The sequence below is a fragment of the Pararhizobium sp. PWRC1-1 genome, from assembly GCF_049897905.1.
Lineage (GTDB): Bacteria > Pseudomonadota > Alphaproteobacteria > Rhizobiales > Rhizobiaceae > Pararhizobium.
The window spans coordinates 214,817-227,432 of the sequence record NZ_JAFCXE010000003.1 but is presented as its reverse complement, the minus strand read 5'-3'; the positions used below and the strand labels follow the sequence as shown (position 1 = coordinate 227,432).

The window sequence follows — 12,616 nt, the reverse complement described above, 5'->3', positions numbered from 1 at the left end:
ATGTTTTGGCCACAGCCGCTCAGTTCGGACGTCGTCAGCTTTGACACAGGTACGGGTGCATCCTATTGCAAGGACCATGCGAGCGTACGGCCGATATCAGCCGTGCGGCAATGAGCGAAAGCAAGGGCCTGCAAGAATGCGTGACGGCTGGTTGAGACGGATATTCGCGCAGGCCTTGCCGACGCCGCAGCTTCGCGCAGGTGCGACCGGCGGCCCCCGCACGGCTGTTCGTCGCATCATCCTTATCGGACGTCATCCCAACCCGACATCCGACTACTATTTTGCCGCTCGCCTTGCAGCCCCCGGCATGCCTCCACACCAAATGGTGGATATCAAGAGCAATGATTTCAGCAGTCTTGATGCAGAGGGAGCCTTCGTCATTCTCTGCCGGTATGCTTCAGCCACTGCGTTGAAATGGATCGAGCAGGAGCGTTCAAAGCTTGCCGGAGTCGGTTTGTTTCTGGATGACGATATCCCCGGTATCGTAACCGGCCGGGAAGCAGCTATCGGTTATCGATTGTCGCTTCTGTTGCTGGGACTTATGCCGTTGCGGCGTCTCAACCGGCATCTCGATATCGTATGGGCCTCGACGCCGAAGCTCGCTGACCGCTTGAAGAGCGCGAATGCGCGCGTTCTGCCGCCTGCTCCCCCCGCAAGCCTGTGGAATGGTCCTCACCCGAACGCCTCCGGCCACGAGGATCAGTTGCTGATCGCCTATCACGCCACGGCCATTCACGTGGATGAACACCGTTTCCTCCAACCGATTATCAAGGACGTACTAGCGGCCCGGCCGCACGCTCGCTTCGAGGTCTTCGCCGGTAAGGCTTCCGCATATCTCTGGCAGGGAATGGACCGTGTCGTATTCCGCCAGCAGGTCTCCTGGTCTGACTACCTTGCCGAAGCATTGACGCGGCGGATTGACATCATGCTGGTGCCACTCGGCTCCTCACGCGTTAATGACTGCCGTTCTGCAACCAAAAGAATAGATGTGGCGCGGGCGGGCGCAGCGGGGATATTTTCGATATCCGAAGCCTACGGATCCGCAGACGATAGCGGCGAAATCAGGCTTCCGCTCGATGCAACGGTGTGGCGGAATACACTTATCACCCTGATCGATGAACCAGCAAAGAGACGGGCGGCAGCGCAGGCAACACGCGATATCGTGGCGCGTATGTCACTGCAAGCCCAAGCGGGGCTCGGGCTCAATCCATCGTAAGCGACAGCGTTGTCCAAGCGGCTCGTCTATTTCCGGGATGTCATTTCCTCGACAAGCAGATCGATCGCCTGCAGCACGTGGATCGGTTGCCAGGTCGCCGGATTCCTGTAGGAGGGATAGACCGAGAAGACCACTTCAACAAGCTCGTCGATCGTCGGCCGCGCGGTACGCCTTTGGGAAGTAGCCGCCTTTGCTGCTTGGCTTACAGTGTCCTGCGTCAGCCCCCACCCGGCATAAAACGGTGCCGCATAGCAGCGCACTGGCAGACCGCGCAGCAATGCGTCCAGGCCGAACTGGCTGGAAACCGTCCAGACCTCGTCCACCACGTCAAGGATCGAGGCGACCGAGACCTGGTCGCCGACGAAGACGACGCCCGGCGTTCTGGCGGCGAGTTCCGTGAGGTAGCCCTTGCGATAGCCGGCCATGACGTCGGGGTGGGTCCGCACCAGGCATTGACCGCCGCTTGCAACCGCATCGCGCAACATCTGCTCGAACGACGCAGCATTCCCAAGCGCCCGTCCAACCGAGACATCGCCGACCACCTGATCGACAAGCAGAAGCCGACGGCGCGTGCTGGCGGCTATGTTCGGGGCCTTGTGCGGCAAGTGATTGTATTTCGTGAGTTTATGCTCGACCAAACGCTTACGGATTGTCTTGCCGCAGGCCGCATCACGCGGACGGGTGGGGTCGCCGATCAGGAGTTCCAGACGGGAGGCAATGCCGGCATCGACCGGCAAGCCAAGATCGTCGGCAATGATCGACAAGGGGATGGATCCGCTTTTGCCCAGTCCAACGGAGCGCAAAAAGCCGTCTTCCAGGTTCCAGTGCGGCAGGCCGCGTAAACGGGCAATCCCTATTGCCGTCTTGGCAGGCAGGCGTCCGCCCCAGGATACTATGCCCTTGATTCCCGGCGAGAGCGTTGTGCCCATTTCAGCCAGATCGAAATAATGGTGCAACCAGGGAAATGCCTGGCGAACGAAAAACGTCGCGCCGAGCGGCATCTGGGCGGGAGGAAACCATGGTTTTCCCGGAATTGGAGGAAGCTCCACTCTGGCACCGCCTTCTCGCTGGCTGTTTTCCCGATGCATGAAGGGATCAAGACGGCCATCTACAGGAACTGTGTTGCCGAAGTCCAGATCAATCAGGGGCAGAGACAGCCTAAGATGATGCAGCCATGGGGGCAGCGCGGCTTGTGGCGAGCCCCGCTCAAAAAGACAGGTCCAGAACGCGGTCTTCGAACAGGCGGTTGCGGGAGCCTTCGAGGTGGAGGCGCATGGCTTTCTGGGCGTCTTCGGCGCGGCCGTCGGCGATAGCCTGATAGATGGCGTTGTGTTCTTCGAACACCTTTTCCAGACCAAGCCGCGGTCCCATCAATGACAGGCCGTGCAAATGCATGCCAACGGCGATGTGTGGCTTCAGCGCTTCGATGGAGGCAGTGTAGTAATGATTGTTGGCCGCCTCGGTGACGCTGCGATGGAAAACGAAGTCGGCATCGGTGCGATGCAACTGATGGCTGGTTGCTTCGCGCAGGTCGGCAAGGGCGGAGGCAATCTTCTGGATGGCGGCTTCGTCGCGCCGCTGGGCGGCAAAGAAGGCAGCGACCGGCTCGATCGTCAGGCGGAACTCATAGCAGCGCTGAATGTCGGCAATGGTCTTGACCGGAGAATAAGCAAGGTGGGTGGCGGGCGATGCCTGGGCGCTGACGAAGGTGCCAGCCCCCTGGCGCGAATAGACCATGCCCTCTTCACGCAGCCGGCCGAGCGCATCACGCACGATCGGGCGGGAAACCCCCATGATCGATGCCAGCTCGTGTTCGCCCGGCAATCGGGAGTCCGGCGGATAATTGCCGGAGCGGATGCGCTCGCGCAGTTGATCGAAGACACGATCGACCAGCCGCACGGATTTGACGCGCTCCGGTTTGGCGTTTGGGCCGGGTTCTTCGATTGCGGGGGCATCCTGCGCCATTTTTTTCACCACGCCTGTTTTTCGATCCTTGTCCTGTGGGACGGTTTTTGACTTAACAGATTCTCGGGAACGAGTTTTAGCAAAGAATCGATAGTACCGAAGCCCCCGGATTTGACCGCACAGCAGATTGTCCGCCCGTCCGGGCTTTCGATTTGAAACCACGGAATGCCCGCTTCGATCTCGCCATTGGGAGACAGCACGCTGGCGCCAAGCGCTTTCAGAATCGCAAGTGCGGTATCGCCGCCGCCCATCATCAGCATGTCGGGCCGGGTTTGCTCGACCACCTGCCGGATGCCGTCGGCAAAGCGGGCAACGACGTGTTCGGGGTTGGATGTCTGCTCGCCGGAGCATCGGGCTACGGCTGGAAGTCCGTGGACGTCCACTGCCGACAATTCGCCGGCGAGAGCATCCGCGATCGCCACAAGCTGTCTGTGTTTAGCGAGATGTTCGATCTGGGCTGATGTAATGGGATCGCGCGATCCGAAGGCAAACAAGGTGTCGGTCGATTGCGGGAATGGCGGGCGAAGGGCAGTCGGCCTCGCCAGGAAACGGGCAAAGGCGCTGCCCAGACCACGCGCGCCAACGGCGACCGTGGTGGACCAGTCGGTCCTCCCAACCAGATCGTCCAGATCGGCATCGGTGCTGGCGTCGTAAACATCGATCGCCAACGGGTCGGCGGGAAAAAGGGTGCGGATTGGCAGCGGTGTCTCGACCCCCCGGCCGGTGACAGCGCCATCGATGGTGAAACGCTGCTGATCCGGAATGGCCGGCGCCACGACGATCCGGTTGCGGCCGGTCATCCCGGCAAGCGCTATACTCTCCGCAGTGACATTGCCCTTGAGCCGCGAATCGATTTTTTTGAAGAGAATAAGCGGCTTAGTCGAACCCAACGCGGTAAGAGCCGCCTGCATCTCCTGCGAGGCTGCACCGGCGGAAAGCGCCCGCGATGCCGTATTGATCACGATGACGTCCGGCTTGCGCGCCAACGCTTGAGCAATCGCATCCACCTCGATTGCCACCGCCACCTTCAGGCCGGCGTCGACAAAGGGCGTGCCGGTATCGAGCGCGCCCGTCAGGTCGTCGGCAATGATGGCGACTTGCAGTGTCATCCGGGCAAGCCCTCGGTGACGGCATGACAGGCGACCATATGGCCCGGCCGGACTTCACGCCATTCCGGCACGACCTTGCCGCAGACCTCCATGGCGATCGGGCAACGCGTGTGGAACCGGCAACCGGCGGGCGGCGACAGCGGGCTTGGCACATCGCCCTGCAGGATCTGCCGCTTGCGGCTGCGCTCATGGGCAGGGTCTGCCTCCGGCACTGCCGAGAGCAGCGCCTTGGTGTAGGGATGCAGCGGATGCTCGAACAGTTCTTCGCGGGTCGCAAGCTCGGCGAGGCGGCCGAGATACATGACGCCGACGCGGTCGCTGATATGGCGGACGACAGCGAGATCATGGGCGATGAACAGATAGGTCAGTCCGTATTTCTGCTGCAGGTCGAGCAACAGGTTGATGATCTGCGCCTGCACGGAAACGTCGAGCGCCGAGATCGCCTCGTCGCAGACGATGAATTTCGGCTGGCAGGCGAGCGCTCGGGCAATCGCCACGCGCTGGCGCTGGCCGCCGGACAGTTCATGCGGATAGCGCGAGGCAAAGCGCGGCGGCAGGCCGACATCGGCCAGCAGCGTGGCGATCCGGTCTTTCAGCTCGGCCTTGGTGGCAAGCTTGTGAAACAGGATCGGCTCCCCGACGGCTTCGCCTATCGTCATGCGCGGGTTGAGCGTCGAATAGGGATCCTGAAAGACGATCTGCAACTGGCGGCGGTAGGGCCGCATCGCCTTTTCATCGAGCTCGACGATATTCTTGCCCTGATAGATCACCTTGCCTTCGGTCGCCCGGTGCAGGTTGAGCAGGGTGAAGCCGGTGGTGGACTTGCCGCAGCCGGATTCGCCAACGAGGCTGAGCGTCTCGCCTTCGAATATATCGAAATTGACATCGTCCAGCGCATGCACGGTTGCGGCGCGCTCGCCAAAGGCACCGAGCCGGACGTGAAAATGCTTTACCAGATGTTCGATACGCATCAAGGGTTGGGCAGCCATCATGCGGCCTCCAGTTTTCTTTGGGCGACGAAGCAGGCAACGCGGTGGGCACCGCCGTGGCTGAGGCCTTCCAGTGCCGGGACACGCTCACGACAGATTGCTTCCGCGAGCGGACAGCGCGGCGCAAATGGACAGCCCTTCGGACGGCGGCCGGGTTCGGGTGGGGTGCCGCCGATCGAGCTGAGGCGCGTCGAACGTTCGTCGGACAGTTTCGGGATCGAGGCGAGCAATCCTTGCGTATAGGGATGGCTCGGATTGGCAAACAGCGCATCGACCGGCGCATCCTCGACCACGGTGCCGGCATAGAGCACGTTGATACGGTCGACGAGACCGGCGATCAGCGCCAGGTCATGGGTGATCCAGACGACGGACATGCCGAGCTTGTCGCGCAGATCTTTCACCAGATCGACGATTTGCGCCTGGATCGTCACATCGAGCGCCGTGGTCGGCTCGTCGGCGATCAAAAGCTGCGGATTGCAGGCAAGGCCGATGGCGATCATCACGCGCTGGCGCATGCCGCCGGAGAGTTCATGTGGATAGGCGTCGAGACGATCCTCTGCGCCGGGAATGCCGACCAGCTTCAAGAGTTCGCCAGCCCGCTTGCGCGCCTCTGCCTTCGACATGCCGCGATGATAAATGAGCGGTTCGGCCAGCTGCTGGCCAATGCGCATCACTGGATTGAGCGAGGTCATCGGGTCCTGGAAGATGAAGCCGACCTCGCCGCCGCGCACCTTGCGCAGTTCGGAATTCGACATTGTCTGCAGGTCGCGGCCGGCAAAATTGGCTTGCCCCTTGGTGACCCGAATCTTGTTGGGCAAAAGCCGCATCATGCTCAGCATCGTCAGGCTCTTGCCGCAACCGGATTCGCCGACGATGCCCAGCGTCTCGCCCTTGTCGACATGCAGATCGATGCCATCGACGATGGTTGCCGGACCGTTGCGGGTCTCGATCTCGATGGTCAGCCCCTTGACGTCGAGCAGGCGCTTGCTGGTCTTGGCCGATGGTTCTGGGCGGATATCGTTGGCCATCATCATCACTTCGCTCCGCGCGGATTGAGGGCATCGTTGAGGCCGTCGCCGAGGAAGGAGAAGGCGACGGAGGCAAGACCGAGAACGGCGGCAGGGGCGGCCAGCAGATGCGGATAATGCTGCCAGACGCGCAGGCCGTCCGAGATCATGTTGCCCCAGCTTGGGGTCGGCGGGTTGACGCCGACGCCGAGGAACGAAAAGGCGCTTTCCAGAACCATGGCGGTGCCGAGGCCGGCGCTGACTGCCACGATCAGTGGGCCAAGGGCATTCGGCACGACATAGCGCATCAGGATGATGCGGTTGGTCAGCCCCAGCGCCTGAGCGGCGGTGATGTAGGGGCGCGACCGGATCGACAGGACCTGGGCGCGCACAAGGCGGGCATAGGGCGGCCAGGAGATCAGCGCCATCGAGCCGAAGACCAGCAGGAAATCGACCCAGATGGTTTCGCGGTAGACCGGGTTGAGCGTCGCCAGATAGCGGGCTTCCATCCAGCCGGTGATCGGCGATTTCAGCGAGGCATTGATGACGACGACGAGCAGAAGGTTGGGGATCGACATGGTCATGTCGGTCAGCCACATGACGATCCGGTCCAGCCAGCCGCCGAAGAAACCGGCGAGCGCGCCGAGCGTCACGCCGATCAGAACGGCACTGAAGGTGACAACGATCGCCACCAGAAAGGCGGTGCGCGTGCCGTAGACGACGCGGCTGAAGACATCGCGGCCGAGATCGTCCGTGCCGAACAGATGCGACAAAGACGGGGCCATGTTGCGCGAATTCAGATCCTGGCTGAGAAAGTCGTAAGGCGTCAGATACGGACCGAACACTGCCGCAAAGGCAAGGATGACGACGATGACGAGACCGAAGACGGCGAGCCTGTTGCGGCGCAGCCGGTGCCAGGCGTCACGCCAGAGGCTGACGGGCGGTTCGATCTCGATGGGGGTGGTTGTCATGGGAACGACGGACATGGTCAGCGGCTCCTTCTTGTGTCGTTGGCGCGGGGATCGAGCAGCGGATAGAGCACATCGACCAAAAGGTTGGAGATCATCACCAGGAACGAGCCGATCAGCGTGATGGCGAGAATGACCGGGTAATCGGTATTGGTCAGCGCCTGAACGGTGAGGCGGCCAAGACCCGGCAGGCCGAAAACCAGCTCGACGAAGATCGCGCCGTTGACGATGGTGATCATGATCAGGCCAAGCTGGGTGACAACGGGGGTCAGTACCGGGCGCAGGATATGGCGCAGCGCGACGATCACTTCCGGAACGCCCTTGGCACGGGCGGTGCGGACGAAATCCTCGGAAAGAACTTCGATCACGGCAGCGCGTGTCTGGCGGACGATCAGCGCGATCGGCTGAAAGGAGAGAACGAGCAGCGGCAGTATGATGCGCACGTCGAAGATACCACCCCAGCCATAGGGCACGGCGGAACCGGGCAGGATCATGATCAGCATCACCATCAGCATCGGCCCGGCGACATAAGCGGGGATCGCCCAGAGAAACAGCGCCGAGCCAAGAATGGCATAGTCGGTGCGGGTATTCTGGTTGAGTGCGGCGATCAGCCCGAGCGGAATGGCAACGACCGCGGTCAGGATGACGGAACAGAGCGCCAGCTTGAAGGAAACCGGGGCGGCAGCCGAGATCATTGCCCAGACGGACCGTCCGGAGCTCAAGGAGTTGCCGAAATTGCCATGCAGCAGGTTCCAGATATAGCTGCCGAACTGAACAAGAAACGGCCGGTTGAGCCCTGCACTTTCGCGGATCGCCTCGATGCGCTCGGGATTATAGGCGACGTCGCCGGGCGCGCGCAGGAAGATCAGCTTGATCGGGTCGCCGGCGCCGAAATAGGCCAGCGCATAGACGCCCAGCATGACGAGAAGGACGGAGGGGACCCAGACGACGAAACGGGTCGCGATGTAACGCAGCATGGCAGTCTCCCACCCTTGGTTTCAGAAGATGATGCGTGAAGCCTTGCCCTGCGGCAAAGGTCCGCAATCATATTCCAGCAATGGCAATCTGTGCGGAAGCGGCTTCCGCCTCCGCACAGCAGATATCGAGTATGGCAATTGCCTCAAGCGACCGAGATGTCCCAGGGGGCCACGACCTGCCAGTCGAGATTCTTGTCCATCCCGGACACCTTGTCGGTGGCCCAGCGCGACATCGCCTGCGCATACCAGGGGATGAAGCTCCAGTCCTCGCGGAAGGCCTTCTGCGCTTCGAGCGCCAGTGCCACACGCTGCGGATCGTCCACCGACTTGGTGGCGGCTTCTGCGAGCAGGCTGTCGACCTTGTCGTTCTTGTAACCGCCCAGCTTGTTCTGCGCATTCGACGAGGTCGAGGCGATGGAACCGGCGAGATAGGACACGGCATCGGGAACACGGGTGCCGACGTCATCGCGGAAGATCTGCACCGCGTTCTGGTCGGGGCCTGCATAGGCATCCTGCTGCGGCTTCATGTCGACGGCGGTAATGCCGAGGTTCTGGCGCCACTGTTCGGCGATGAACTGGGCGGCAGCCTCGATCGCCGGGCCGGAAATGCCGACGAACAGCAGTTTTGGCAGGCGTTCCGGGCCACCATAGGTCGATTCAGCCAGAAGTTTCTTGGCGCCTTCCGGATCGTAAGGGTAGGGCTCGAAGCCGGAATTATCGGCGCCCGGTACGGAGTTGATGACCTGGTCGGTCTTCTTGTGCGGACCATCCGGGAACGACGCCTTCATCAGGCCGTCGCGATCGACAGCCATGATCAACGCCTGGCGAACCTTCGGATCGTCCATCGGTGCACGCGCCGAATTGAACCAGAAATGCTGGCTGGTCGGGATCAGCGGGCCCTCGGCGAAGCTGGCGCCAAGGTCCTGCACGATGGTCGAGGTCACAAGCTCCGTATGGGCATTGTATTCGCCGGACTTCAACAGCGATGTCGCGGTGACGTTGTCTTCGATCGAGTCGATTTCGATGCGCGCCAGTTTCGGCTTCGGGCCGAAGAAGTTTTCATTGGGCTCGAACACAAGCTTGCCGGCATCGAGATCGATGCTGGTCAGCTTGAACGGGCCGGAATAGACGGCATCGCTGGTCGGCATGTACCAGTCGGCGATTTCCTCGCCGTCTTCGCCGCGCGACTGCGAAGCCTTGGTGATCGGCGCGATATGGTTGCCCAGCCGCATGAAGAAGATCGGATCGGCTTCCGACAGGGTGACGACGACCGTGCCTTCGTCCGGCGTGGCGATACCGGAAATTTCCTTGGCCTTGCCGGCGCCGACATCGGCATAGCCTGCGACCTTGCTCAGCACCTGGTCGGCGCGCTGGTTCTTGGTGTTCGGCATGGCCGAGACGTTCCAGGAACCCTTGACGTCCTCGGCAGTGATCTTGCTGCCATCGGAGAATACGGCCTTCGGGTCGATCTTGAAGGTCCAGGTCTTGTTGTCGGCGGCGGGTTCCCAGCTTGTAAAGACGTAAGGGTGCAATTCGCCCTTGCTGTCGAAATACATCGGCGATGCCCACCAGGCGGAATTCCAGCGATATGGTACGCCGCCGCCGCGCAACGGCGACCAGTCCTGGTTGAAGGCAGGGTTCGCGACTTTGAGCACCTGACCTTCCTGGGCCATGACGATGCGGGCGTTCAGGCCGAACAGGCCAAGCGCCACGCTGGTGCCAAGGCCGAGTTTCAGGGCGTTGCGGCGCGTCATCTGCGGCTGCGACGAGGCGGGTATGGTGTTCTGATTAGACATCTGATCCTCCAATAGATGCTGTCATCGCGCCCTCCTTCTGCCGGTTCCGGACAGCTTGCCGCGCCATGATGAAGCCGGACACTGGATCGTTATTGTAAATATGTCAACATTATTTCTTTGTTTATTCGTTGCTCGCCTTTGTCTTAAGTAAAAATGTATATTTATCAATATGATGGATTTTTGATGAATTTTCTTATGCTGATTTTTTCTTGACAACTTGTCATGATTGCGGAAAAAGCAGGAGAATGACGGCACCCAGATGGCCGGATGCTCGCGGAGGAGTTTGCAAAAATGACGATTCACAGGATCACCGGCGTCTATAGCGCTGCCACGACGCCGCTCAATGCCGACGATACGCCCGATCTTGGCCTGTTCACCGCCCATTGCCAGCGCCTTCTCAGCGAAGGCTGTCACGGCGTGGCATTGCTTGGCACGACGGGCGAGGCCAATTCGTTTTCGTCTGCCGAACGCCGCACTATTCTCGAGGCGGCGCTGAAGGCGGATATATCCGGCGATCAGCTGATGCCCGGGACCGGCGTTGCCGCCATTCCGGAGACGATCGAGCTGACGCGCCATGCCCTGTCTGTTGGTGTTAGCAGCGTCGTGATGCTGCCACCCTTCTATTACAAGGGCGTATCGGATGATGGCCTGTTCGCCGCCTATGCGCGGATCATCGAAACGATCGCCGACGACCGGCTGCAAGTCGTGCTCTATCACATTCCCCAGGTGTCCGGCATTCCGCTGACCCTGCCGCTGATCCGCCGGTTGATCGAGGCGTTTCCGGATACAGTGGTCGGTATCAAGGATTCGGCTGGCGATTTCGCCAATATGGAAGCGCTTCTTGCCGCGTTTCCGGGTTTTTCCGTGCTTGCTGGGGCTGATCCTCTACTCTTACCGCTGATCAGGGCTGGCGGGGCGGGCTGCATTACCGCGACATCCAATCTGGTCGCAAACTCGCTGCGCACGGTCTACGACCATGCCAATGATCCGGCCCGCGCGGCCGAGGTCGAGGCAGCGCAGGCGCGTATCAACGCCTATCGCTCGTTGTCCAATTCCTACGTCCAGATTCCGACGATCAAGGCGATGGTCGGCCTCAAGAACGGCAATTCCGCCTGGGCGCGCCCGCGACCGCCGCTGATGGCGCTGAGCGCTGCCGACCAGGCGGATCTCGCCGTCAAGTTTGCGCAGCTGCCGTAAGGGGATAGTGCCATGACATCCGGTTCCGGCCTGAAACCTGAGCAAATTCCGCCGCTTATGAACGGCGCTATCCTGCCGCACGTGGCAGAAAAATATCGTTTCGACGCCTTCCTGCCATCGCCTTGTGTGCAGAACCACGCGGCCAATCTGGCCTTCCTTCCGGACGGCACGCTGACCTGCGTCTGGTTTGGCGGCACGATGGAAGGCATGGGGGATATCTCCATCTACATGTCGCGACTGCCGGCCGGTTCCAGCCAATGGTCGGATGCGGAAAAAATGTCGGACGATCCGCAGAAGTCCGAACAGAACCCGCTGATCTTCACGGCGCCGGATGGCGATGTCTGGCTGATCTTCACGTCGCAAACCTCGGGAAACCAGGACGGCGCCGTCGTCAAGCGGCGGATTTCCGCTGATGGCGGGCGCACTTTCGGTCCCGTCGAAATCCTCTGCGACCGTCCGGGAACGTTCGTGCGTCAGCCGATCGTCGTCAACTCCAAGGGTGACTGGCTTCTGCCGGTGTTCCGCTGCATTGGCGCGCCCGGCCAGCGCTGGACGGGCGACGCCGATACGGCCGCCGTTCTGATCTCGCGCAATGCCGGATCCAGCTGGGATATGATCGATCTGCCCGGCAGCGTCGGTGCCGTCCATATGAACATCGTCCCGCGTGGCGACGGGCGATTGGTGGCCTTCTTCCGCAATCGCTTTGCTACGCAGATCCTGCGCAGCCATTCCGATGATGACGGTATGACTTGGAGTGCGCCGGCGCCAACCGGGCTGCCCAACAACAATTCATCGATCCAGGCGGTCGCGCTCAAGGATGGCCGGGTCGCGATTATCTACAATCATTCCAGTGCTTTGACATCCAGCGACCGGCGCCATTCTCTCTACGATGAGATCGAGCCGGCGGAGGCGGCGTCTGCTGCCGATGGCAGGCCGAAAGCGATCTGGGGTGTTTCCCGCGCGCCGATGAGTCTTGTCTCTTCCGGTGATGGCGGAGAGACCTTTGGCGATCCCGTTCATCTGGAAACCGGCGATGGCTATTGCCTCACCAACAATTCCAAGGATGCACTCAACCGCGAATATTCCTACCCGTCGATTGTCGAGGGGCCGGACGGGGCGCTGCATGTCGCCTACACCTATTATCGCCGGGCGATCAAATATGTGCGGCTGGAGCCCGGATACGGCTTTTAAGGTCTTGTTGCTGCGCGCAAATCCACGCTTTTCCACCGTTTGAGTGGAAAATACATGTGTTGCAGCTGCGAAAAATCGAGCGCTGCCCGAGCGGGATTTGACAAATATGGTTGTGGGTCCGGAACTCACGCCAAATGGCGCGGGTTTCATGCGTCTGTTTACAAGGTATTCACTCCATTTCGGTGCGCCTGTTGCTTGTCT

General features: G+C 61.0%; 11 protein-coding genes. 3 read left to right on the top strand and 8 right to left on the bottom strand.

Translation table 11 applies throughout. The features are described from left to right. The first annotated feature begins 136 nt into the window (after positions 1 to 136). Positions 137 to 1,216 (top strand): hypothetical protein, encoded by a 1,080-nt coding sequence (locus tag ACP7E0_RS07050; protein ID WP_426123874.1) that lies wholly within the window; start codon positions 137 to 139, stop codon positions 1,214 to 1,216. A gap of 26 nt (positions 1,217 to 1,242) precedes the next feature. Here the strand turns inward: ACP7E0_RS07050 and ACP7E0_RS07045 are convergent, their stop codons facing one another. The 8 genes from ACP7E0_RS07045 to ACP7E0_RS07010 form a co-directional block, all read right to left on the bottom strand. Continuing rightward, entirely contained in the window at positions 1,243 to 2,217 is a 975-nt protein-coding gene (locus tag ACP7E0_RS07045) for a capsular biosynthesis protein (RefSeq protein WP_426124127.1), read from the bottom strand. 205 nt (positions 2,218 to 2,422) lie between these two features. Further along, positions 2,423 to 3,181, bottom strand: coding sequence for a FadR/GntR family transcriptional regulator (locus tag ACP7E0_RS07040; protein ID WP_426123873.1), 759 nt, complete (start codon positions 3,179 to 3,181; stop codon positions 2,423 to 2,425). Positions 3,182 to 3,186: 5 nt separating this feature from the next. Next, entirely contained in the window at positions 3,187 to 4,290 is a 1,104-nt protein-coding gene (locus tag ACP7E0_RS07035) for a four-carbon acid sugar kinase family protein (RefSeq protein ID WP_426123871.1), read from the bottom strand. Then, on the bottom strand, positions 4,287 to 5,279 hold the full coding sequence (locus ACP7E0_RS07030; protein WP_426124126.1) for an ABC transporter ATP-binding protein: 993 nt from the start codon (positions 5,277 to 5,279) through the stop codon (positions 4,287 to 4,289). The genes ACP7E0_RS07035 and ACP7E0_RS07030 overlap by 4 nt, the downstream gene beginning before the upstream one ends. Further along, positions 5,279 to 6,313, bottom strand: a complete 1,035-nt coding sequence (locus ACP7E0_RS07025; protein ID WP_426123870.1) for an ABC transporter ATP-binding protein — start codon at positions 6,311 to 6,313, stop codon at positions 5,279 to 5,281. Before ACP7E0_RS07025 ends, ACP7E0_RS07030 begins: the two co-directional genes overlap by 1 nt. Further along, complete coding sequence (locus ACP7E0_RS07020; protein WP_426123869.1) at positions 6,313 to 7,272, bottom strand: ABC transporter permease; 960 nt, start codon at positions 7,270 to 7,272, stop codon at positions 6,313 to 6,315. Before ACP7E0_RS07020 ends, ACP7E0_RS07025 begins: the two co-directional genes overlap by 1 nt. A gap of 2 nt (positions 7,273 to 7,274) precedes the next feature. Then, complete coding sequence (locus ACP7E0_RS07015; RefSeq protein ID WP_426123867.1) at positions 7,275 to 8,231, bottom strand: ABC transporter permease; 957 nt, start codon at positions 8,229 to 8,231, stop codon at positions 7,275 to 7,277. Positions 8,232 to 8,374: 143 nt separating this feature from the next. Further along, complete coding sequence (locus ACP7E0_RS07010; RefSeq protein ID WP_426123866.1) at positions 8,375 to 10,027, bottom strand: ABC transporter substrate-binding protein; 1,653 nt, start codon at positions 10,025 to 10,027, stop codon at positions 8,375 to 8,377. A gap of 291 nt (positions 10,028 to 10,318) precedes the next feature. On the opposite strand from ACP7E0_RS07010, the gene ACP7E0_RS07005 reads away from it, so the two are divergent. Then, complete coding sequence (locus ACP7E0_RS07005; RefSeq protein WP_426123865.1) at positions 10,319 to 11,224, top strand: dihydrodipicolinate synthase family protein; 906 nt, start codon at positions 10,319 to 10,321, stop codon at positions 11,222 to 11,224. Positions 11,225 to 11,236: 12 nt separating this feature from the next. Then, positions 11,237 to 12,415: a sialidase family protein gene (locus ACP7E0_RS07000; protein WP_426123864.1), complete on the top strand. Its 1,179-nt coding sequence runs from the start codon at positions 11,237 to 11,239 to the stop codon at positions 12,413 to 12,415. The last annotated feature ends 201 nt before the right edge of the window (positions 12,416 to 12,616 follow it).

Coding starts and splice junctions, on each gene's coding strand:
- ACP7E0_RS07050 (WP_426123874.1), top strand. CDS start 137: ATGCGTGACGGCTGGTTGAGACGGATATTCGCGCAGGCCTTGCCGACG.
- ACP7E0_RS07045 (WP_426124127.1), bottom strand. CDS start 2,217: ATGCCGCTCGGCGCGACGTTTTTCGTTCGCCAGGCATTTCCCTGGTTG.
- ACP7E0_RS07040 (WP_426123873.1), bottom strand. CDS start 3,181: ATGGCGCAGGATGCCCCCGCAATCGAAGAACCCGGCCCAAACGCCAAA.
- ACP7E0_RS07035 (WP_426123871.1), bottom strand. CDS start 4,290: ATGACACTGCAAGTCGCCATCATTGCCGACGACCTGACGGGCGCGCTC.
- ACP7E0_RS07030 (WP_426124126.1), bottom strand. CDS start 5,279: ATGGCTGCCCAACCCTTGATGCGTATCGAACATCTGGTAAAGCATTTT.
- ACP7E0_RS07025 (WP_426123870.1), bottom strand. CDS start 6,313: ATGATGATGGCCAACGATATCCGCCCAGAACCATCGGCCAAGACCAGC.
- ACP7E0_RS07020 (WP_426123869.1), bottom strand. CDS start 7,272: ATGTCCGTCGTTCCCATGACAACCACCCCCATCGAGATCGAACCGCCC.
- ACP7E0_RS07015 (WP_426123867.1), bottom strand. CDS start 8,231: ATGCTGCGTTACATCGCGACCCGTTTCGTCGTCTGGGTCCCCTCCGTC.
- ACP7E0_RS07010 (WP_426123866.1), bottom strand. CDS start 10,027: ATGTCTAATCAGAACACCATACCCGCCTCGTCGCAGCCGCAGATGACG.
- ACP7E0_RS07005 (WP_426123865.1), top strand. CDS start 10,319: ATGACGATTCACAGGATCACCGGCGTCTATAGCGCTGCCACGACGCCG.
- ACP7E0_RS07000 (WP_426123864.1), top strand. CDS start 11,237: ATGACATCCGGTTCCGGCCTGAAACCTGAGCAAATTCCGCCGCTTATG.